The sequence below is a fragment of the Kitasatospora sp. NPDC057595 genome, assembly GCF_042800875.1.
GTDB lineage: Bacteria > Actinomycetota > Actinomycetes > Streptomycetales > Streptomycetaceae > Kitasatospora.
Genome location: NZ_JBHVGL010000014.1, coordinates 12,408 through 34,192 on the forward strand (window position 1 = coordinate 12,408; position 21,785 = coordinate 34,192).

Annotated in this window: 9 protein-coding genes; 2 read left to right on the forward strand and 7 right to left on the reverse strand. The window is 70.4% G+C overall.

Annotation, left to right across the window (positions count from 1 at the left end; translation table 11 throughout):
* Positions 1 to 13 precede the first annotated feature (13 nt).
* The 3 genes from ACFU9E_RS21350 to ACFU9E_RS21360 all read right to left on the reverse strand — a co-directional run bounded on the left by ACFU9E_RS21350 (position 14) and on the right by ACFU9E_RS21360 (position 9,792).
* Complete coding sequence (locus tag ACFU9E_RS21350) at positions 14 to 2,335, reverse strand: UvrD-helicase domain-containing protein (RefSeq protein WP_380680650.1); 2,322 nt, start codon at positions 2,333 to 2,335, stop codon at positions 14 to 16.
* Positions 2,332 to 9,072 carry a DEAD/DEAH box helicase gene (locus tag ACFU9E_RS21355; RefSeq protein ID WP_380680647.1) on the reverse strand — a complete coding sequence of 2,247 codons (6,741 nt, stop codon included), beginning with the start codon at positions 9,070 to 9,072 and terminating at the stop codon, positions 2,332 to 2,334. Before ACFU9E_RS21355 ends, ACFU9E_RS21350 begins: the two co-directional genes overlap by 4 nt.
* Positions 9,073 to 9,399: 327 nt before the next feature.
* Entirely contained in the window at positions 9,400 to 9,792 is a 393-nt protein-coding gene (locus tag ACFU9E_RS21360) for an ATP-binding protein (protein WP_380680644.1), read from the reverse strand.
* A 256-nt stretch (positions 9,793 to 10,048) separates the two neighbouring features.
* Between ACFU9E_RS21360 and ACFU9E_RS21365 the strand changes: the two genes are divergently transcribed.
* The gene (locus tag ACFU9E_RS21365; protein ID WP_380680641.1) at positions 10,049 to 10,930 is read left to right on the forward strand and encodes a helix-turn-helix domain-containing protein; all 882 of its coding nucleotides are present in this window, start codon (positions 10,049 to 10,051) and stop codon (positions 10,928 to 10,930) included.
* Positions 10,927 to 11,139, forward strand: coding sequence for a DUF397 domain-containing protein (locus ACFU9E_RS21370; RefSeq protein WP_380680638.1), 213 nt, complete (start codon positions 10,927 to 10,929; stop codon positions 11,137 to 11,139). Before ACFU9E_RS21365 ends, ACFU9E_RS21370 begins: the two co-directional genes overlap by 4 nt.
* Positions 11,140 to 11,200: 61 nt before the next feature.
* On the opposite strand, the gene ACFU9E_RS21375 is transcribed toward ACFU9E_RS21370, so the two are convergent.
* Genes ACFU9E_RS21375 through ACFU9E_RS21390 form a run of 4 tightly spaced genes read right to left on the reverse strand, consistent with a single transcriptional unit; the run spans position 11,201 to position 21,736 of the window.
* Complete coding sequence (locus ACFU9E_RS21375) at positions 11,201 to 11,854, reverse strand: hypothetical protein (RefSeq protein WP_380680635.1); 654 nt, start codon at positions 11,852 to 11,854, stop codon at positions 11,201 to 11,203.
* The gene (locus ACFU9E_RS21380) at positions 11,851 to 13,158 is read right to left on the reverse strand and encodes an AAA family ATPase (protein ID WP_380618331.1); all 1,308 of its coding nucleotides are present in this window, start codon (positions 13,156 to 13,158) and stop codon (positions 11,851 to 11,853) included. The genes ACFU9E_RS21375 and ACFU9E_RS21380 overlap by 4 nt, the downstream gene beginning before the upstream one ends.
* Positions 13,155 to 18,596: a hypothetical protein gene (locus ACFU9E_RS21385; RefSeq protein ID WP_380680632.1), complete on the reverse strand. Its 5,442-nt coding sequence runs from the start codon at positions 18,594 to 18,596 to the stop codon at positions 13,155 to 13,157. The genes ACFU9E_RS21380 and ACFU9E_RS21385 overlap by 4 nt, the downstream gene beginning before the upstream one ends.
* On the reverse strand, positions 18,593 to 21,736 hold the full coding sequence (locus tag ACFU9E_RS21390; protein ID WP_380680629.1) for an SNF2-related protein: 3,144 nt from the start codon (positions 21,734 to 21,736) through the stop codon (positions 18,593 to 18,595). Before ACFU9E_RS21390 ends, ACFU9E_RS21385 begins: the two co-directional genes overlap by 4 nt.
* Positions 21,737 to 21,785: the final 49 nt, after the last annotated feature.

Consider the following 21,785-nt stretch of genomic DNA (forward strand, 5'->3'; position numbering starts at 1 on the left):
GTGGACGAGCCGGTCAGCGCGGCAGGAAGCGGCTGGGCCCGCCGTGCCAGGAGATGCTGAGGGAGTCGCGGGCGCGCGTCGTCGCGACGAAGAGCAGGGCGCGCGCCTTGCGGAGCTCACGTTGGTACCGGGCGTGGTCCGTGGTGCGGTACTGCTCGATGAAGGCCCGGGGAAGGATGCCCTCGCCGGCCGCGGCGATGGCGAGCCGCTGGTACTCAAGGCCCTTGAAACGGTGCATCGTCCCGACGTGGACCTCGCCCTCGCCGCGCGGTCCCTCCTTGGTGAGCTCGGCGCAGGTGATGCCGGCCGTAGTGGTCAGGTAGTACATGACCTCGTTGACCTTGTTGCGGTCGGCGACGCAGACGGCCATCAGGCCGCGGGCGTCGCGCTCGGTCCGTCCGGCCTCGTCGGTGGTGAGTTCGGTCCGCCAGGTCCGGAGGGTCTCGGCGAGTCCGGCGAGTTCCTCGCTCCAGGTGGAGTACCCGGTCAGGACGGGGTCGGGGCCGCTGAGCACGGAGCGGAACCCGTTGAGGTTGTCGCGGCCGTCGTCGAGGTCGTCGAACTCCACCTCCTTGCCGGTCACGACGGTGATGGCCTTGCTGAGGATCTCCTTGGTGGTGCGGTAGCTGAGGGTGAGCCTGCTGGAGCGGCCCCGGATGTTGACCCCGACGGCACCGAGGGAGACCTGGTTGTCGTAGATGCGCTGATGGGTGTCGCCGGCGATGAAGAGATCGTCGGGGCCGTCGGCGACCATGGCGCGGAGCATCTTCCAGTGCGCGGGGCTGAGGTCCTGGGCCTCGTCGACGATGATGTGCCGGTAGCGGTGGTGGAGGTACCGCATGCCCGACTCCGCGTCGCGGTGGATCAGGTCCTGGGCGCCGATCTGCTCCTTGTAGTCGGCACGGGCGCGGACCTTCGCGGCGCGGCCGATCTCGAACCGGGCGGCGCGCTCGGCGGCCTGGCTCCAGGTCTCCATGTTGAGCTTGTCCAGACGCGCGGTGTACTGCTCCAGCAGCTTCCAGACCGCGGTGCGCTCCGAGCGGTTCAGCGGCCGGCCGCGGCCCGCCCGCCGGGCCTGGAGGTAGGCGGTGCGGGTCGGAACGGCCTGCCCGAGGACGACCTGCTCCCATTCCTCCAGCAGGAATTCGGGCTCCCAGCCGCGTTCGTCGAGCTCCAGGAGCATGTCCCGCAGCTCCCTGAGGGCGACCTGGTTCTCCACCCGGCTCCGGGTGCGGCCGGCGAGGCTGTTCTCGGCGAGGACCCGGGCGGTGAGCTGGTCGATGTGCGCGACCTCGACCCGTGCCAGCTTCTCGGGCTCCAGCAGGGAGGCGAGCCGGGCCCGGAGGTCGGTGGTCAGGTTCTTGGTGAAGGTGGTGAGCAGGATCGGCTTGTTCTCGCCGGGCGTCAGCTGCTCGGCGAGGTGCGCGACCCGGTGCAGGGCGACGACGGTCTTGCCGGTGCCGGGCCCGCCGGAGACCCTGGCGGGCCCGCTGTAGGCACGGTTGGCCAGCTTGGCCTGGGTGGGGTGGAGGAAGACCTTCCAGGCACGGAAGTCGCCCTCCTCGATCGCGGCGGCGAGCGCCGCGTCCGAGGTGACCACGGTGACGGTGGTGCGGGCCAGGGCCGCGTCGAAGTCCTCGGGGTTGGGCCGCTCGTCCAGCTCCACCGGGGCGGTGATCTCCCGGCGGACCTCGTCGAGCGGGACCCCGGCGGCCAGGCCGTAGAGCACGTCCTTCGTCAGCAGCGGGGCGCCCTGGACGAGCTGGTCGAGTTCCTCGCTGGTGGTGATGACCAGCGCCAGCTCGACCAGCGCCTCGGCGACGCCCAGTTCGCGCAGCAGGTCGGCGTCGTAGGCGGCGAGCAGCGGGGTCGCGAGGTCCGCCGCCGGGTCGACCGGGGCGGGCGCGGGCGCCGGGGCGGCGGGAACCTCGTCCGGATCGGGATCGGGTTCGGCCGGAGTGAGCGCGATACCGGCTCTGCGCAGCGCGCTCTCGCCGACCACGGACAGGTCGACGAACTCGATCTCGCCGGTGACCCGGTTGACGGCCACGGAAAGCTGCTCGTACACGTCACGGCGGTGCCGCACAGCGATGGCCAGCCAGCTCTCCACACCGTCGGTGTGGACGCCCGTGCGGGTGAGCAGCACGCGGTACGAGGCGTTGAGGCGCGCGGAGAAGATCCGGCCGTCGCCCTTCAGGGGCTTGAGGCGGAGCTCGGAGTGCCAGGGGTTCTGCCGGAAGAGCCGGCTGAAGTCGTAGAACTTCCCCTTCACCTGGTGGTCGAGCTTGTAGAGCTCCTGTTCGGCCTTCTGGTACAGGCTGAGCCGGGCGGTCATCGCAGAGAGCCTTCCACGTCGTGCGGCGCGCCGGGCGAGGACGCGTCGGGGAGCAGGGAGTAGAGGGTGTCCAGGTGGTCGAGCCAGTCGGACGCGGTGCGGGCCGTCCATCCCGCAGCCCGGTAGGCGGCGATCCGCCGCTCGGTCTCGTCGTCCGCCGCGTCGTCGGGTTCGCCGGGCAGCTGCGGCGGGACGGGCAGGACGGCGACCTTGACGGCGTCGTCGGCCCAGACGAAGTCCGCCGGCCACCGGCTGTCGCCGAGCTCGTAGCCGAACACGGTCGGGGCCGACTTGCCGCGCTCGGCGAGCCGGACCGCCAGATCGAGCAGGGCGGCCTCCTCGTCGGGGTCGATCTCCGGCAGGAAGTCGTTGTCCCACGTGCGGTCCCGGAGCAGCACGACGACCTTCTCCTCGAAGGGGGAGAGGGAGGGGGACGGCGGCTCGGCCGGGGCCGCCTGCGCCGCGTTCAGCGACTCCAGCTCGCCCGCGCCGCCGCATACCGCGAGCGCTTCGAACGGGAAGCCGGCGGCCAGGCCGGTCGTCAGCTGGACGCCGTCGCCCCCGGCGCGGGGCAGGAACTGGAGCAGGTTGGACCAGTACAGCCAGGCCCGCCAGCGCTGCTTGTGCTCGTCGGTGTCCAAGCCGACCGGGTCGTCGTCCAGGCAGGCGAGCGCCGTCCAGGCGGGGGCCTGCTGATCGGCGTCGCGTACCGCGAGGACGAGCGTCAAGCCGTTGACGTCGGTGCTGCGCAGGACGTGCACCGGTTCGACCGGCCCGTCCTCGCCGCGCGCCCCCGAAGCGGGCAGGCCGAGGGCCGTCCGCAGCGTCTCCACGAGGACGCCGCGCCGGTCGGCGGAGCCGGCCAGTGCGGTGCCGGGGTGCGCGGTCAGCCCGCTGACCAGCGCGTTGGCCCGGCGCGCCCACAGCCGGGGCGAGGGGTCGCGGAGGTATCCGAGCAGGGTCTCGATCGGGTTGGTGTGGACCGCGCCCGCCAACTGCGGCCGACTGCCGCCCAACTCCTCGTAGACGCCCTTCGCCGCCTCCTGGGCGGCCCACTCGTACGGGGGCCAGACGGGAGTGCTCCGGGTCGGGCGCCCCTCGAACAGGTCGAGGTCGTCCCAGGTGAGCTGGAACACCACCGATCCGTCGGCGCGCAGCCCGGTGCGGGCAGCGGCGTCGGTGGCGAGGCGGTTGTGCTCCCGGCTGGCGTGGTAGCGGCGTCCGTCGAGGTAGACCTTGACGCTCCCGGAGGGGCTGCCGACCCGGGTGAAGGTGAAGTCGGTCCTCGAGCCGGCCGTCCGTTCCTGAGCGGTCAGCCGCCAGTGCAGCCGTCCGTCGTCGCCGCTGATCTTCAGATGGCCGCTGGCGCGGCCGTCCTCCTCCAGGACGGCGTCCTCGCTCTGCTCGCTCCACGTCCGCAGCGCGGCGAGGAAACGGGCCTCCAGGTCGGACTCGACCTGGCGGTCCAGGCCGATCAGGCCGGTGGAGGCGAGTTCGGTGGTCTGCCAGGCGTCCGCACCCTCGCGGTCGAAGAGCAGCGATTCCAGCAGGGCCAGCGCCTCCAGCCGGGAGACCTTCGCCTGGAAGCGCTCGGCGGTGTACCGGTAGAGGCAGCGGTGGCAGGCCCGGCGGTGCTCGTCGTCCTTGCAGGCGCAGTCGAGCAGCGCCGCCCGGGCCTTGAGCAGGGTGGCCCGGAACACGGCGGGGTCGGTCAGCCGGTGCAGGTACCCGGTGCCGCCGGGCAGGGCGTCGAACAGCACCAGGAACCAGCGCCGTTCACCGGTGCCGCTGTCCGGCATCGAGGCGAGCGTGTGCTCCAGGTGCTGGGGGTCGCCGCCGAACTGCTTGTCCACGCCGAGCCGCAGCGCCGCCCGGAAGGAGTGGATCTTCTCCTCGACCAGCACGGTCGCGGCCGGCAGCAGGACGCGCAGCGCCTCCGTGCGCAGCTCGTGGCCCAGCAGGACGGGAAGCTGCTCGGCCTCCGAGGCCTTCCCGCGGCGCACCGGGCACCACGGTCGGTGGTGCTTGAGCCGGGGGTCGCGGGCGGCGGAGGCGCTCAGTTCGTCGGTGTCGTGGTCGAACACCGGCCGGCCGTCGGCGGTCGCGGCGCCACAGCCGGTACAGACGTGGAACGGGTTGAGCCGCACCGTGTGCCCGGCGAACTCGTCGGCCGCGGGGATGTCGAAGCGGGCCGGGCCCACGTTCACGGTGCGGATCACGGCCGTGCGGGAGAAGTCCACACCGAAGGTCTCGGTCGTGTGCCGCCACGAGCCGGGCTCCAGCGACTCCTCCGGGATGTCGACGGCGTGCACGACTTCGTAGAAGCGCGGGTCGCGCTCGTCCCGGTCGTCCCGGATCCGGGCGTCGTCGCGCTTGTCCCGTGCCGTCACCAGGCGGGGCTGGACGACCTTGAACAGGCACGAGCCGTCGTCCGCTATCGCCCCGCTGCCGCAGCGCGGGCAGGCCGAACGGTCGCCCTCGGCGCCCGAGGTCCGGACGTAGCCGCACTGGGGGCAGACCCGCCAGGTCTGCCAGCCCGGCTGGGAGGCCGTGCCGATGTCGAGGCCGGTGATCTCGTGCCGGTACCGGTTGACGTAGAAGGTGTTCCCCGGCGCCAGTTCGGTCAGTGCGAGCCGCTGGGGCCGTTCGTAGGGGCGCAGCTCGGAGTCGTACGAGGGGCGTTCGCCCGGGGCCTTCTCCTCGGGCCAGTACAGCGTCGCCTCCAGCACGGTGGACGCGTCGACCAGGGCGTAGTTGGGCAGCAGCCCCAGTTCCACCAGGGCGCCCTGGCCCGGGGTCTCCTCCAGCAGCTTGCCGAGCTGCTTGCCGACGCCTCGGCGCTCGGCCTCCAGCTCGGCCTTCTGCCGGGCCTCCTCGGGGTCGGCGTCGTGCAGTTCTGCGACGGCCGCGTTGATGTGGGCGATCCGGGCGCGCAGGGTCTCCTCGCGAGCCGCCCAGGCCCGGCCGGCCTGCTCGATCGCGCCCCGCAGACCGCCGGTGGCGTAGACCCGGAGATCGGCGGCGGCCTGGTCGCTCACGCCGGTGGGGAAGAGCGCCAGGAACCCCGTGACGGCGGCCTCGCCGTGCGCGAGGGCCGCCTCCGTCAGGTCGACCAGGTAGCCGTGCGGACCGAAGAGCTCCTTGGCCCTGCGGGGGAGACCGGGCAGGACCCGCCCCCCGTGTCCGGTCAGCCGGCCGCGGGCCGCGAGGTCCAGCAGGTGGGCGAGGTACTGGCGGCGCAGGATCTCCACCGCGGAGAGGTGGCAGCCGGGCGGGGTGATCGGACCGGCGATCATGTCCTTGGGGCGGTCCAGGTAGTAGAGGTCGCGCTTGCGCCGCTCCGGGATGGTCAGCAGGAAGGCGTTGCCGGTGTGCCGGCCCGCCCGGCCGACCCGCTGCGCGTAGCTCGCCGAGGTGCGCGGCAGCGAGGCGAGCACCACGGCGGACAGGTCGCCGATGTCGATGCCCAGCTCCAGGGTGGGCGTGCAGGAGAGCACGTTGGGGTCGTTGAAGACCCGCCCGTCGCGCCGCTTGCGACGGAACGCCGCCTCGACGCTCTCGCGCTGCTCGCGGTTCAGCATGCCGGTGTGCTCGGCCGTCACCACTTGGTACGGGCCCGCGTTGTGGTAGAGGCGGCGGTAGTAGTCCTCGCGGAACTGCCGGTCCCGGGCGTGCACGTCCGCCTCGCGGGCGTGGGTACCGGCCACCAGCCGCCCGGCGGAGCAGCGGTAGGACGGGCATGGCGCGTCGTGCCACTGTTCCAACAGGGAGGGGTGAACGGTCTGCTCCCAGAAGCAGACCCGGCAGCGCACGTACGCCGTCTCCACGTCCTCGTCGGACAGCAGCAGGGCGTCGATCGCCCCGGGCTGGAGGCCGTGGATCCGGGTGGCGCCGTCCTTCGCGGTGCGCACGGACAGCAGCCCGGCGTCGTGCAGGGCGGGCAGCAGCGCGTCCCAGAAGGCGGGCGACTGCTCGCGCGGCACACCGAGGGTCCGCCCGGCCCAGCGCTCGTGCCAGGCGAGTCGGCCGCTCACCACGTCGAACTCGCTGCCGTTCTTCGCGGCGGAGAGCAGGAACACCGGCGCGGCGACGCCCTTCGGGAAGGCGGGCATGCCCTGCGGACGCCGTCCCCAGACGAAGTAGCGGCTGGTGCCGGTCTCGGAGAGGTACTGCTCCAGCCAGCGGTGCTTGATCGCGCCGCGCCAGCGCAGCCGCTCCAGGAAGACCCGCAGGAACGCCAGGTAGCGGGCGTCGTCGAGCGGCTCCAGCGTGTCCGCGCGCACGCTCGACGCGTGTGCCTCGCGGACGAGCGCGACGGCCGCCGCCGGGTCGTCGATGCGCACGTGAGCGGCCGCGGTGCGGGTGAGCTCCAGAGTGCGGCCCTGGCGGGCCCGCAGGCCGAACTCCATCAGGGTCTGGAAGGCCAGCCGCTCGCCGATCAGCTGCCAGGTGGCCTTGTCGCCCTTGGACTTCCCGGACAGCAGCCGGGCGACGCCGCGCAGGTCGTGCAGGTCCGGCGGGACGACGGCGACCAGGGTGTCGGCGTCGGTGCTGCCGGCGATCACCTCCGCGATCAGGTCGTTGAGCGCCGTCGGCCGCTCCTGTGACAGGTGTGAGACCAGCAGGGCGCGCAGCGAGAAGGTGTAGGAGCGGTTGGCGACGAAGCCGGCCCGGTGCGCCGCGTCCTGCACCGAGTCGTTGAACATCAGGGTCTTGCGCTCGTCGGCCTTCTCGTCGAGCTCGCCGCCGGTGAACAGCCGGGTGATGGAGGCCGCCGCGAGCGCCGCCTGCCCGGTACCGAGGTAGCGGACGGCGTTGCGCTCGCCGCAGGCCGGGCACCAGTCCTCCTTGGCTGCGGTGTTGGCGGTGGCACCCCGGTTGACCAGGACGAAGGCGGAGTCGGGCGTGCCGACCCGCGGTTCGCCCGTCTCCGGGTCGAAGTCGGCGACCGGGTCGGGCAGACGGAGACGGCGCCTACCGCCGTCCAGCACCATCAGGTCGCCGCCGGCGCCGTGCAGCTGGCCGCCCCGGGCACCCCGGGCCGAGGCCGCCACGGGCGCCTCGGCGGAGGCGCGCCTGGCCTCCGCGTCGGTGGCGGCGATCAGGTTCCGCACCCGGATCCGGTCCTGGCTGGTGGAGGCCCGGCGGATCTTCGACGGGGTGACCTCCACCTCCAGGTCGTCGCTCTCCGGGGTGAACACCGCCCAGCCGGAACGTCCGCAGTCACGGCAGTAGACCGCCGGGAGGAAGAGGTTGGCGCTCTCCCCGCCGTTGGCGGTCGTCATCGGGGCGCTGCGCACCGTCTCCGGCGCGCCCGCCTGTGAGGCGTCGCCGGCGTCCCACTGGAACTGGGCACGGGGCCAGGGCAGCACGCCGCGCAGGACCCGCGACACCGACCGGGCCCACTGGTGCACCTCGATCTGGACCAGCGGCCGGGGCCTGCCGGCGCGGGACTCCGGCGCGCGGGCGGTGGACAGCAGCGCGACGAACCTGGCCAGCGCCTCGGCCGCCTGCTCGGGCCGCTGGGTGATCGCCTGGCCCCAGGAGTAGGCACCCGCCCGCCAGAGGACGGCGAGGACCTCGTCGACGGACTTCAGCTCGCCGTCGAGTGCCGTCATCACGGCCTGGGTCAGGATGTGCGTCTTCAGGCGGGCGCCGAGCTCGAAGCGGTCGAGACCGCGCTCGCCGGTGAAGGCCTCCGCGAGGGCGTCGAACGCCGCTTCGTCCAGCGTCGGATCGGCCATCGCCGCGAGCTTGTCCGGGGTCGGCACCGGCAGCGGGTCGATCGACTCGGAGGGGATGAACTCTTCGGGGGAGAGGCGCTGTTCGCCGACGACCGCGTCCGCGGTGAACGGCGTGCCGAACACCTCGCCCGCCACCTGGAGCATCGCCTCCGCGCTGTCCGGGCCGGAGTCGGAGGAGAGGGTGGCCGAGGTCGCGACGGGGCAGATCGTGCCCAGCGGCCGGTCCGGCTCGGACACGCCGAGCGCGGAGGCGAGTCGGCGCAGCAGCATCGCGACGTCGGTGCCCTGCGCGCCGTCGAAGGTGTGGAACTCGTCGACCACGACGTAGCGCAGGTCCGCGCCGCTCCAGAGCGGGGCGTCGTCGCTGCGCTGGAGGAGCAGGTCGAGCATCTTGTAGTTGGTGATCAGGATGTCGGGCGGGGAGCCCTGCATCGAGGCCCGGTTGGTCTCGACCCGCTCGTAGCGGGTCTTGGAGACGTCGCCGATGTAGAGACCGGCGGTGACGGCGGAGAGCTCGTCGTTGTTGCGGAGGTAGTCGTTGATGCGCAGGGCCTGGTCGGTGGCCAGCGCGTTCATGGGGTAGAGGAGGACGGCCTTCACGCCGTACCGACCGGCGGCCTTCTCGCGGCGGCAGTGGTCGAGGACGGGGATGAGGAAGGACTCCGTCTTGCCGGAGCCGGTGCCGGTGGTGACCATCGTCGGCTGGGGTGTGCGGCCGTGGGCCGAGCTGAGCCGGGCGAAGGCGCGGGCCTGGTGCGCGTACGGCGTCCAGCCGTCGCCCGGTGCCCAGTCGAGGGAGGCGCGCCAGGACGGGTCGGCTTGGAGGAAGGGCGTGCGGATCCGCAGGAACGGGCCCCGGAACATGCCGGTGGTCTCGTCGCCGAGGAAGCTGTGCAGCGCGAGCCGCGCGCCCTCGTCCGTCAGTGCGTAGGTGGTCGAGAGGTACTGCAGCAGGCTCTCCTTGAGCGCCCGCGCCTCCAGCGTCGGCCTCACGGTGTGACGGTCCCCCTCGTGGTTCTTCCCCGCCGGGTGTTCGGGTTGTGGTGGCGGGGTGAAGTTTACGGTCGGACACGGACAGTCGCCGTGGCCGGGGCCCGTGGGGCGCTTCGGGGCAGCCCATCGGGTCCCCGAGCCTACTGCGGGGGCGGGTGGGACAGGGGGGTCGTGGCGGAATCGGAATCGGTTGTTCGTGCCGGTCGGGGTGGCTCGGCCGCCGGGGCGGCTGCTCTTCCCCGGGGGTGGCGTGGGCTACTGGGGGCGGGCGGGGGCGATGGTGCACCAGACGGCCTTGCCGATGCCGTCGGGGCGGGGGAAGCAGCCCTAGCTGTGGGAGAGGCGGTCGACGAGGAAGAGCCCGCGCCCGGCCTCGGCGTCGAGGTCGGGGTGCTTGGTGGTGGCGACGGTGGAGGGGAGGGGGCGGCCGGCGTCGTGCACCTCGATGTGGAGCTCGGCGGGCGAGAGTGCGAAGCGCACGAGGAGGAGGCGGTCGGCGGGCACCCGGGCGTGCTGCACGGCATTGGTGACCAGCTCGCTGAGCAGCAGCTCGCCGGTCGACGAGAAGAGGTCGGCGAGCCCGGGCGGGGAGGCGCGGAGGAAGTCGAGGAGGAGTCGGCGGGCGATGCCGACGGAACGGCGGTGCTTGGGCAGCCAGGTGGACTGCTCGTGGGGCGAGGGGGAGGGGGCCGGGGGGAGGTTGTTGCAGACGTCGGACACGGCTGATCACCCTTCGGTGGTGCGAGTGGTGTGACGGCCGGGGCCGGTGGGCAGGTACCCGCGCCGTGGATCGGGCATGGGGATGCCCGGTAGAAGATCGCCTTGATCACTGTGTGTCGAGCGATCGACTACTGCATGTAGCTTGCTCCATGGTCCGCGTTTTGTGCAACGTTTCCTGAAGAAACACTGACGGCGCCTACGCTGTTGCTCAGCGCATCCGGCGGATAGCAGACTGAAACTGACTCAAGGAGGTTTGGTGTCACAGGAGAAGACGCCCAACGCACCGTCAACCGTGCTGGGACGTCAGCTGGGAGACGAACTGCGTGCGATGCGGGAACGGGCCGGACTGACCACGGCCGACGTCGCCGCCGAACTTGACTGCACCAAAGGGAAGATCTCCCGGATCGAGAACGGCAGGTCACCCCTCCGTGCGCCTGACCTCGCCGCGATGCTCCGCATGTACGGCCGGGACGATGACGCAACGTCGGAACGCCTCGCCGAACTCGCACGGGCGGCCAACAAGCGTCGGCGTGGCGGATGGTGGAACGAATACGGTGGCGTCCTGGCCGACACCTATCGCGACTTCATCGCCTTGGAAGCCGTCGCGTCGTCGGTCCGCACGTACCAGAGTCAGATAGTGCCCGCGCTGCTCCAGACACCTGACTACGCTCGGGCGTTGTCGGTCGCGAGCCGGCGTTGGACCCGGCCCGAGGAGATCGAGCAGTTCGTCTCTGTCCGCCTTCTGCGGCAGCACCGGCTGACGGAGGAAGAGCCGTTGGCGGTCTGGGCGGTACTCGCGGAGGGCGCGTTGCGGCAGGAGGTCGGAGGCCCTGCCGTCATGCGGGACCAGCTGGCCCATCTGGCCGAGATGTCGACCCGGCCCAACGTCACCGTGCAGGTGGTCCCATTCCGTGTCGGGGCGCATGCCAGCATGGTCGGCCCCTATGTGATCCTGAGCTTCCCGTCCGCCAGTGCGATGGACGTCGTGCTGCTCGACAATCCCTCGGGTTCGATGTGGTTGGAGCGGGCGCCGGAGATCGCGACCTACTCGGAACTCTGGGACGACGTGCGGACCAAGGCGCTGTCTCCGGTGGAATCACTGGAGCTGATCAACTCGATCAAGGAGTTCGGTACATGACCTCGACCTCTGACGCCACCGGTGCGGTATGGCGCAAGAGCACATACAGCGGGCCCGACAACGAGTGCGTGGAGGTGGCCGATGGCCTGCCAGGCGCTATACCGGTGCGCGATTCGAAGGATCCCGAGGGGCCTGTGCTGCTGTTCGCCGCTGATGCGTGGGCGGCGTTCGTCGGCGGGCTGAAGGCGGGGGAGTTTCCGCTCGCCTGAGGGAGTTGGATGTGCGGGCCGTGGTGAGCCACGGCCCGCACTGCTTGGGTACGGCCGGCTGCTACCAGGCGGTCAGATCGTCGAGGAAGTCGCGGTAGGAGTGGTTGCTGCCCTTGGGCTTCGCCGGCGCGTGACCGAGGCGGACGGCGGCCTGAACGACCGTCTGGCTGTCGCTCTCCCTGTAGGGCGGCTTTCCGAGGCGGCGTTGCAACTCCTCCTTCGGGTTGCGTATCTGCGCGGTGTCCCGGTTTCTGAGTTGCTGCGGCACCGTCCAGCCCGGATGGACCTCGGGAAAGGCGTCGGGGAACAGCAGCAGCCAACCCTCGGTCTCCCAGGTCGCCAGCGCGAGGGCGAGCGGCGCGGGGCAGCGGTCGGCGAACTCGGCCCGGAGTTTGGCGCGTACGGCGTCGTAGCGCTCGCGCGAGACGTCGTCGAGGTCGAGGTGCATGGCGAGGCCGTGCAGGTCCGCCTTCTCCTTGGCCGCGAGTGCTTTGGCCTTCTGGACGATCTTCGTCACCCGCGAGGAGAGGTTCGTTCCGGTGGCGTCCTTCAGGGCGACCGGGTCGTTGATGGACGCGACCTTGCCGGTGAAGGCGCTCAGATGAGCCCTGACGAGGTGGGTGAGCGCCTCCCGGTCGTTCGTGCTCTCGCCCGCCACGACGATGATCCGGGCCTTGCTACCGCCGCCCTTTACGCCTTTGGGCGGCTTGCTCACAGGCCGCCGCCCAGGGCACCGGAGAACCACAGCTCGCCGAGCGGAAGCCCTTCGCTGGCGGTGCGGATCTCGCGCACCTCGTCAGCACTGAGCGACGGAATGCGTGAAGCGCCGTAATGGTCGCGCTCGCAGACCACGAACTCCTCAGGTTCGAGCCGGTCCACTAGGGCGGGAGAGTGCGTCGTTACGATGAACTGACTGCGTTCACTCGCCTCGCGCAGGCGCTCGACGAGCAATTCGAGCGCCTGCGGGTGCAGGCCGTGGTCCAGCTCCTCCACGCACGTGAGTGCGGGCGGCGCTGGGTCGTAAAGCATGGCAAGCAGGCTCAGGAGGCGCACTGTCCCGAAGGAGGCATCGGCGAGCGAGGTCGGCCGCCGTAGACCCTGCTCGGAGAGCTGGACCTCAACATATTCACCAGCTCCACCGATCGTGGCAAAGTTGATGTCCTCCAGATTCGGAAGAGCAACCCGAGCATCCTCGACCAGCCTGTTCCAGGCCGTCTCGTCGTGCGCTGCGAGATTGGTCAGGAAGAGAGCAAGGTTGGCGGCGTTGTGTCCCAGTTGCACTGGACGGCTGTGCGGTACACCCGTGATGAGCATCTGTCGTGCGGTACTGGTGCCTCTCCGGACCGGCCGGGTCAGAGACGGGCCGGCTGGCACTCGTTGAGGTGTGCGAGCCGCAGCCACATTCACGTCGAACACTCGGAAGGACGACAGCACCTCTGCAATGGTCGCCACCTCCTGCCCGCCCTCGGTCGGAGCGAGTCGCGGAAGGGTGGAGAGGCCGCTGCTGAGCTTTCGAATTCCGAGGCTTCGTTCCCCTGAATCCTCGATGTCGTCGGACGCCGTATGCCCGATCGTGTCAGTAACCACCGCTTCCTCACCTGAGACGGTGATTCGTCGGCCTCTGCCCTTGTTCCGCTTGAACGTGAACGACTCGCTGCGGCTGATGCTGTAGCCCTCGATGGCGCGCTTGTTGCCGCGCCGGTTGATGGTCAGCTGGTACTCGTCGGGAGCCGCAGCCGATGCGTGGGACGTCCACCGTGCCTGCAGCCGGATGCGCATCATCGTCGGCGGGCGGTCGCCGCCCCAGAACGCCAACTCGTCAAAGCCTCCCCGTGACGAGAGGGCGGGGTCGAGGTCGGTGTTGATGATGTCCGCGAGGAAGCGGAACACCTGGAGTACGTTCGACTTGCCCACGCCGTTCGGACCGACCAGTACGGTCAGGCCACCGAGGGGCAGGGAGATCCGCTGAAGGCTGCGGAAGTTCTCCACGTCGAGTCGGAGGAGCCGGCGGTCTGTCATGGCCCGACCTTACTGTCATCGTCGGACACCGCCGCAGAGGCGCCCGGCACCTCCTGCCGCACCGGATCCCACTTGCCACGGGCCACCTCCGCGTCCAGCCGCGCCTGGAACACGGCGTGCGCCTCGCGCATCTCGCGCTCGCGGTCGGCCTTGTAGAAGGGGGCGGTGTAGCCGTCGGGGACGGGCGCGTTGTCCGGGTCGGCGAGGTAAGCAGTGAGCTGGGCGAAGCTCTCCTTGGACTGGCGCTGCCCGATCGTGCGGGCATTGCCGGCCAGCTTCCAGCCCTCGGCGTCGAACCAGGTGACGGCCTCGTACTTCTGGAGAACGGGGAACCGGCCCCGGTAGGCAGCGATCAGCGCATCCGCATCCATGCCGAGCCAGACCGCGACGAGCGCATCGATCTCCACCAGCGCGGACCGGCGGGCCCGCTCCGAGCGCAGCGGAGTCTCCCGCCGCCATTCCGGAGTGACCTCGTGCAGCGGCTGGATGCCCGGCCAGTCACAGGCCCACGGCTCGTACGCGGGCCAAATCGGGTCGTACAGTTCGGACCAGAGGTCGGCGTAGGCGCGGGTAAGACAGTTCAGGCGCAAGGTTCGGAGGAGGAGAGCGGAAGCGAGGGGGTGATCAGGGGAGGGAGCGGGCATGGCTTTGGCGCCAGTGACCTGCAGGTCGCCTCGTCCGGTGGCGCGAAGGAAGTAGTCCAAAGGCAGCGCGGCCCAGAATCCCGAAACAAGCGCAGTTAGGCGGTTTTTTGGCATGGCGAGACTGTGTACGGCATGAATGTGTGCCGTACCTGGAGGGATCAGGGCCGCATACAAGGCCCTTTCGGTGTTCGGCGCTACCTGGCGGCGCCAGGCTACGCGATGGAAGATTGCATACCTTCGCCGGGAGCGGGCGGTGAGTACTGCATCGATATCTTCGGCTGACACCTCATCCTGGGAAATCATCTGTCGCATCGCCACAGTGCTCCGTGCGGCGGAAACTGCTGCGGGATTTGCTCGCAGACGATCAAGATCTTCGTGGCTGATCCAGCGGTCCTGCGCTGCCAGATACTGCGAATTATTGCCCTTTACTCGGATGTAGGCAGTGTCAGGGACAAAATCATCAGAAAGATTGACGAGATCAGCCCCGAAGGCGTCATTGCTGTTGGCGTCGTGGCGCTTGAAGATGGGAGTGGCCACGCTCAGCTGAGTGCCCTTGAGGATCACCTGGCGCCAGCGGTTGGGTTGGAACGCGCTTGCCTCAGAGGCTGTGGGGTGATTGTAGTCGATCAGCCCAGAGTCCTTTGCTCCACTTTCTTCGAGGGCTCGGGTGATCTGCGGTTGCAGGGCACCCAATCGAAGCGGATAGTTCGCCAGGGCCGAGATAGCTGATGCCTCCTCCGTGCTGACTGGGAAGAGGAGGTGCGTCTGGTCTACTGGGTTCCCTTCCCTGCCCAGTAGGCGCTGCCAGATCGCGAGCTGTTCACGATTGACACGAATCACCCGGGATAGATGCGGGCGCTCATCGAACTCGCCGTTGCGGTAGCGGACGCCCGGCGCTTCGCCGGATCCGTCATGGCTTGCCGACAGTCTCAGTGCGTCAACTGACACAAGTGAGGAGAGGTGGTCGAACCTGATTTCACCAAGGGGTCCGTAGATGTGCACGCCGAAATGGGTTGTGTCACTGACTGGCCTGACGAAGAAGCGCTGTCCGGAATTAACGAATTCTCCGTGAATTCGCAGCCTTCGGAACGCCGCCGCTCGAATCCTTGCCTCCTTATCGCCTGTAAGATGAGAATCCGGGTGCACTAGCCCTGCTGTTCCCATAGCTGAACTATGGGCCCAGACCTGGGTCATGAAAGCCCTGTACAGGTCCGGCTGCGTACCCGTCAGAAGCGGGTACATCTGCTCCGAACCGAACAATTCAACCTGGGCGCCGATGGCCGTCAATTCATCCAGCACGTACCTCTGCACCTCTGTCGAGCGAAGCAACTCGCCCTTTCGGCGCTGCTTCTCCGTCGCCGATGCCTTCTCGGTGAGCATGAACCAGGGCTCGTGCTCGGCCAACACTGCCGACTCGTCCCAACGCGGCCGTACCCAGGGCGGGTTCCCCACCTGCAAGTCGAATCCCCCGTACCGGGCGAAGACCACGCCGAAGTCCAGTTCCCAGTGCAGGAAGCCCTGATGCTCCGCGATCTCCTGGGCGATGGCCAACCAAGGGAAGCGTTCGTCGAGCTTGGACACTGAGTCCATGCCCATGAACACGGGCAATCCGTCCTCGTATGCCCTGATGTCTTTGAGGTTGTCGAGATCGGCAATGAGTGTGCCTTCGGGCTGGTCGTATGTGCCGAGCAGGGCCTCGGCGAAGTCCAGCCAGTCCGTGAACTCTGCCAAGGCGATGACTGGGCGCCGTGTGGGAGCCGGCATACGCCGCCGCATCCCAGTGGAGGCCTTGCGTGGCGCCGCGACAGGGGCGGCGTCGCTGAGAGCGGAGAGCAAGGACTCCTGCTCGTCGCCCATGCTGAACAGTGACGACTGTTCCGCGATGCCCAGTCCAACGGCAGGTAGGGTCGGCTCGACCTCGCCCACCTGCGGCAGCCCGGCCAACGCGGCCACCGCGAGTTCGTCGTCGTTGGCCTCGTACACCGCCGCGCTGCCGTCCAGCAGCGCGGCCTTCTCCACCGGCCAGAACCACAACGCGCACCAGGTGTCCATCATGGTCTTCAGCCGCCAGTACGGCGTCCCGGGCGTCTCGAAGAGGTCCCGGTAGACCTTCTCCTTCGGCACCGCGCCCTCGGGCCGGCGCAGGAATGCGTACTCCGCCGGGTCTTCCGAATCCGAGGCGTCCGCGCCCCACACATCTATCCGCCGCGAGATCTCGCCCTCCGAGATCTCCATCCTCCGAACAACCAGCTCCCACAGGAACTCCGCCCGCCGCGCCACCGCCTGCAGCCTCGCCAGCTGCGACAGCTTCTGCCCCCGCGCCGCCTTCACCGTCGGCGGCTTGAGGATCCCCTTCTTCCACGCCGCGAGCTGCTTCGTCTCCTCCGGCGCGAGGGCCCGCGCCTCCTTCTCCCCAGCAACCGCCGCCCACCCGGGCGCCGGCAGGAGGAACTGGTGCACCGCCCCGTCCGGCAGCTCCTGTCGCGTGACACCTTCCTCGCCGATGAACGGCAGCGGTGTCGGGCCCAGTGCGCCCTTGGCCTTCAGCCAGAGCTTCTCCTTCGCCCCGACGTCCTCCCCGCTGAACACGGCCCGACGCCCGCCGATGAGCGAGTTGCCGCGCCGCAGGTGCAGGCCGAACCACGGGGCCTGCATGCCCGGGTGCATCGTGTTGAGCCAGAGCGAGACCTCCGCCAGCTCCACGCCCGTCGCATTGAGGTCGACCCCGTACGCGTTGTGCAGGGCGATGTACGCCTTGGCCTTCTGCTCCTCCTCCAGCGCCTTACTGGTGGGGATCGAGACGCCCAACTCGTCCTGGCGCCGCCGCAGGTACTCCTTCGCGACCTGGTTGATCGCCTCGTTGAGGAACGCGCCCGATCCGAGGGCCGGCTCGCAGATCCGGTACTTGAGCAGCTCGGAGGCCCGAGTCCGGACGACCTCCCCGTGCTCGTCCTTCTCCTGGTCCAGCCGGTGCTTGAGCGTCAGCTCCACCGTCACCTTGGTCAGCGACTCGGGCGTGTAGTAGGAGGCAGAGGTCTGCCGCTCCCGCCCCGCCAACCGGTAGACGAACGAGCCCTTCCGGTACACCTTCCGCCCGCGCAGACCCTTCCGCGCGTCCCGCTCGCCGTACTCGACGAAGACCTCGTCCGGGTACTCGCCCTGCCGGTCGGCGGGGATCATCCAGGACCCGTCCTTCGGGTCGCCGCCCTTGGCGACCTCCCGGAGCTCCTGGTCGGCGATGAAGCCGGTGTACGACATCAGCCCCTCGTACACCGCCCCCAGCTGGTTGATGCCCAGGTTGCGGTAGGAGATGAAGCCGCCGCGCTCGCCGCGCCGCGCGTTCTTCATGGTCAGCAGCCGCAGTACCTCGTGCAGCGCCGCGTTCCGGAGCCGCAGGTCCAGCCAGGCCGGGCAGTCGTCCTCCGCACGCGGGTCCAGCGCATTGCCGCCGATCAGGGTGACGGACCTGTCCTCGAACAGCGTGCTGTGCAGCGGCTCGAAGCGCAGCCCGCGGTCCTCGCTGCGACGTGCGGCCTTGGCCTTCCTCGTCTCCACGTCATCGCCGGGCAGGTCGTCGTCCGGCTCGGTGCCGTAGCGGCGGTGGCCGTGGTTGACCTTGTGGAACAGCACGTCCAAGGACGAGTACAGGTGGTACCCCTCCCGCGCCGCCGGCTCGACCAGCTCCTCGTCCCGGGCCACGAGTTCGCGCAGCCGCGCCATCGAGTAGCCCGCCTCGTAGCTGCCGTCGTCCGCCGGGAGGATGCCGAGCTCCGGCCGGGCCTCGGCGTACAGCAGGAAGAGGATCCGGTACAGGTACCGCAGCGTCTCGCGGGTGAGCCGCTTGGCGAACGGGGTGCGGCCGTCCTCCAGGTCGGCGGGGGTCAGCCCGGCGGCGGCGATCCGGTCCAGGACCTCCTGGGCGATGATCTCCACGGACCGCTGCAGGCCGTCCCGCAGCTCGCCGCTGACGCCGACGGCGTTGGTGGCGGAGGCCTTGAGCAGGGTGTCGAGCAGGGGTTCGGCGCCGTTGTCGCCGGGGCGCAGCATGTCCCGGCCGAACAGGGCGGCCAGCATGGCGAGTTCGCCGCCCTGCCTGCGGTCGTTGCGCTCCAGCGCCGCGTCCAGGTTGACGGCCAGGTACCGGCCCTCGCCCCAGCTGTTGCGGTCGGCGAGGACGAGCACGCCGCCGATCAGCAGCAGCACGAAGCGCGGCGGGTTGCCCTCGGGCCCGCCGATCTTGCCGGCGAACAGCCAGGAGGCGAGCGCGGCGCCGTCCGCGTAGCTCTCGGCGGCGCTGACCCGCAGCGGGGCGAGCAGCCGCCCCGGCCCGCCCGCGTCGAGTGCGGCGTCGTTCTCCGCCGCCCAGCCGCAGTCCACCGCCACGACGCCGTGTCCGTGGTAGGCGACCTGGACGGTGTGGTCCTTGCCCGCCCGGTGGACGGTCAGCTCGGCCGGGCCGCCGTCGTCGTACCCGAGGGCGCGCAGCACCGACCGGTGCCATTCGGTGAGCCGCTTCGTCCACTCGGCGTTGCCGTACGTGCGGCGGGCGTACTCGTCCTCGGCGTCCGTGCGGTCCGCTTCGGCGAAGAACGGGCGCATGTCGTCGCCGAAGTACGCGGCGCGCAGGGTGCGGACGCGTTCGCGGGCGGTGGTCCGGTGGTCGTGCTCGTCGCCCTCGCGCAGCGTCCACGGATCGAAGACGTGCTTCTTCAGGTCGGCCGGGAGCTGCTCCGCGAAGTAGTGCGCCGCGAAGTACTCACCGCGGTTGCCGAAGGAGTCGTGGACGGTGCTCATCGGTTCTCGGTCTCCAGGTGCGAGGGTCCGGCCGGGGCGGTGCCGGCGTCCAGGGGCTCCAGGACGGCGAGCAGGCGCAGCATCGGCGCGCCCGCCGTCTCCAGCGACTTGACCAGGTCGAAACGGCGGCTCGCGGTCAGCGCCGCCTGCTGCTTCCCGGCGCTGCCGCCGCTGAACAGGGCGCCCTGCTTCCAGTGGGTCAGCCGCTTGCGGTAGGGGGCGAGGGTCGCGTCGACCTGCTGCCGGTAGGCGTCCTCGCGGGACTCCAGGTACCCGGTGGCCGCCGCGATCGCGGCCGGGACCAGGCCCTGGAGGCCGGGCAGGTCGTACGGCGCGGCCCGGCCCGGCATGGACGGGTTCACCCCCGCGCGGGTGAGCCAGTCGTTGTCCAGGGTCTCCACCACGGGCTCGCCGGGCAGGCCGGAGACGGCCATCCACTCGACGACGGTCGGGCGGCCGAGCGCGTTGGAGTAGATCCCCTGGACGAGGAAGACGGGAGCGGGGACGGCGGCGGCCAGCACCGGGGCCTCGTGGCGGCCGATCTCGACGAGCACCTTGTCGGTGAGCCAGTCCAGCACCGGGTGGATGTCGGTGAGGTAGGAGACGTTGGGCCACAGCGACTCCGAGGAGTTGCGGGCGACGGCCAGCCGCTTTCCGGCGAGCTCCTTGGAGAAGGTCACCCGGAGCCGGCCGGGTTCGTCGCGGCGGGGGAGGATCCGCTGCTCGTCCAGGTAGGACTTGGGCAGGGCCCGGAACCGGTAGGCGAGGTCGCGCGGCGGTTCGAACGCGATGGTTCCGTCCGGGTCGCGGCGCAGGGAGAGTTCGTCCTCGGGGTTGGTGCGGCAGACCTGCCGCAGGCCCGCCTCGAAGTAGGCGGCGGTGTCGGGGAACAGCCTCAGGATCTGCGCGCGTGGCACCTCCCGGCGGGTGGGCGCGGCGCCGACCTGAGCGAGCAGCCCGGCGAGCAGTCCGCCGCCGGCCTGCCGGGAGGCCTTGATGGACTGCTCGACGGTGCGGCCGGCGATCAGGTCCTTGGTGAGGCGGTTCTCCTCCTCCTGGGCCCGGTAGAGGCCGGTGGCGGCCTCGGCGGAGCCGTCGATCTTGTGCGCCTCCTCCTCGCGCCGGAGCAGCTTCTCGCCGACCAGCCGGTCGTCCAGGGTGCGGGGTTCGCCCGTGACGGGGTCGGTGCGCCAGGGCAGGTCACTGGTGAGGACCAGGGCGCGGAACTGCGGTGAGCGCTTCTGCCCGTAGCGGTCGATGCGGCCGTTGCGCTGCTCGATCCGGATCAGTGACCAGGGCAGGTCGTAGTGGATCAGCAGGTGGCACTGCTGGTGCAGGTTGACGCCTTCGGAGGCGACGTCGCCGGTGAAGAGCAGCCGGACGGGGTCGTCCCGCAGACCGAAGCTCTCGATGATCTTCATCTGCTCCTGGTCGCTGGTCGCCTCGCCGTGCATCACCTGGACGGCGTGCGTGCCGCCGCGGCCGTGGCCGTAGGCGAGCCAGGGCTTGCGGTCGTCCGGGCTCGGGCCCTTGGTGAAGCCCAGCGCCGCCGGTACCGCCTCGGCCAGCCACTTCAGGGTGGGGATGCGCTCGGAGAAGACCACCACGCGGACGTCCGAGCCGGGGCCGACACCCAGCTCGCGCAGCTCGGCGACCAGCGCGCGGAGCTTCGCGGAGTCGTCGTCGCCGATGGCGCCGGCCAGCCGCTCCAGTTCGGTCAGGGCGGCGAGTTCGGTCGCGGTCTCCTCGGCGGTGCGCCTGCGGCGGCCGGACCGCACGGTGGCCGGTCCGTCGTCCGCCGGCTGCTCCTTGGCCGCCGTGCTCAGCGTCTTCTTGCGGGTGGCGATGGTCTGGAGGAGGGCGTGGTGCGAGGAGAGGAAGGACTTGAGCAGGTTGTAGGCGTCGAGCTGGCTGAAGGCCGCCGAGGCATCGGCACCGTCGCGCGGGATCCAGCGCGACGCCAGCTCCTCGAAGACGGCGAGCTCGGCCGCGCTCGCGGCGGCGGGCACGGGTACCGACGGTCCCCGGTCGGCCCAGGCGCCCTTGAGCGAGTCGCGGACCTCCGGGGTGGTCTTGGTCCGGCGGATGTAGAGGTGTTCCAGGTCGGACACCTCGTAGCGGTCGGGGTCGACGATGGCCGCCGGGTCGAGCAGCTTGATCAGCTCGGCGAACGAGCGGGCGTCGCCGTTGTGCGGGGTCGCGGACGCCAGGACCAGCGCGTCGGTGCGCCGGGCGAGGAGCTGGGCGAGGGCGTTGGTGTCGGTGCCGCGGTTCACCAGGCGGTGCGACTCGTCGATCACCACCGCGTCCCACTCGGTCTTGTCCAGGTGGTGGGCGTACTGGCCGTCCCGCTTCAGGGTGTCGACCGAGACGATCACGCGCTTGAAGTAGGCGAACGGGTTGCGGCCCGAGGGGATCTCCTGCTGGATCCGCTGGATGCCGGTGGAGTCCAGCCGCACCAGCGGGATCGCGAAGCGCGTCCACAGTTCGCGCTGGAACTGCTCCAGGACGTGCTGGGGGGTGACCACCAGGATCCGCTCGCCGCGACCGCGGCGGATCAGCTCGGCCAGGACCAGGCCGATCTCCAGGGTCTTGCCGAGGCCGACGACGTCCGCGATCAGCAGGCGCGGCTGCGGGTTGGCCATGGAGAGGGCGAGTTCGGCGGGGCGGAGCTGGTGGGTCTGGGCGTCCATGAGGAAGTTGTCCGCCAGCCCGAGGCCGTGTTCGGTCTGCGGGAGGAAGGACTTGCGGACCACCGCCTCCAGGTAGAGGCGGGCCCGGCGGTGGTTCGGGGAGTTGTCCGCGACCAGGGTGGTCTCACGGGGATCGAGGACCTGGATGTCGTCGAGGCGGCTGTAGAAGACGGCCTCGGTGCCGCGGACGAAGGAGGAGACGCCGGTGACCTCGACCATGAACCTGTCGTGGGTGGTCGCCGTCACCTTGCGGACCAGCCACTGCTCGTCCCGGACCAGGACCTGAGAACCCGGGGCGAACCCGGGCCCGGCCGCCCGGTCGCCGGGGGACGTGGGTGGGGCCGGTTCGGGCTCCCAGTCGGTCCAGCCGGAATCGGACGCCTCCGTTGTCCCGGTTGCCGCCGCTCCGGTCGCCGTCATGTCGCCGGACTCCGCGTCGACCGCCACGCCGTACTCCCACTCACTTGCTCTCGCCGGTTTCCTGCCCCGCTCCGCC

Coding starts and splice junctions, on each gene's coding strand:
- ACFU9E_RS21380 (WP_380618331.1), bottom strand. CDS start 13,158: ATGACAGACCGCCGGCTCCTCCGACTCGACGTGGAGAACTTCCGCAGC.
- ACFU9E_RS21350 (WP_380680650.1), bottom strand. CDS start 2,335: ATGACCGCCCGGCTCAGCCTGTACCAGAAGGCCGAACAGGAGCTCTAC.
- ACFU9E_RS21385 (WP_380680632.1), bottom strand. CDS start 18,596: ATGAGCACCGTCCACGACTCCTTCGGCAACCGCGGTGAGTACTTCGCG.
- ACFU9E_RS21370 (WP_380680638.1), top strand. CDS start 10,927: ATGACCTCGACCTCTGACGCCACCGGTGCGGTATGGCGCAAGAGCACA.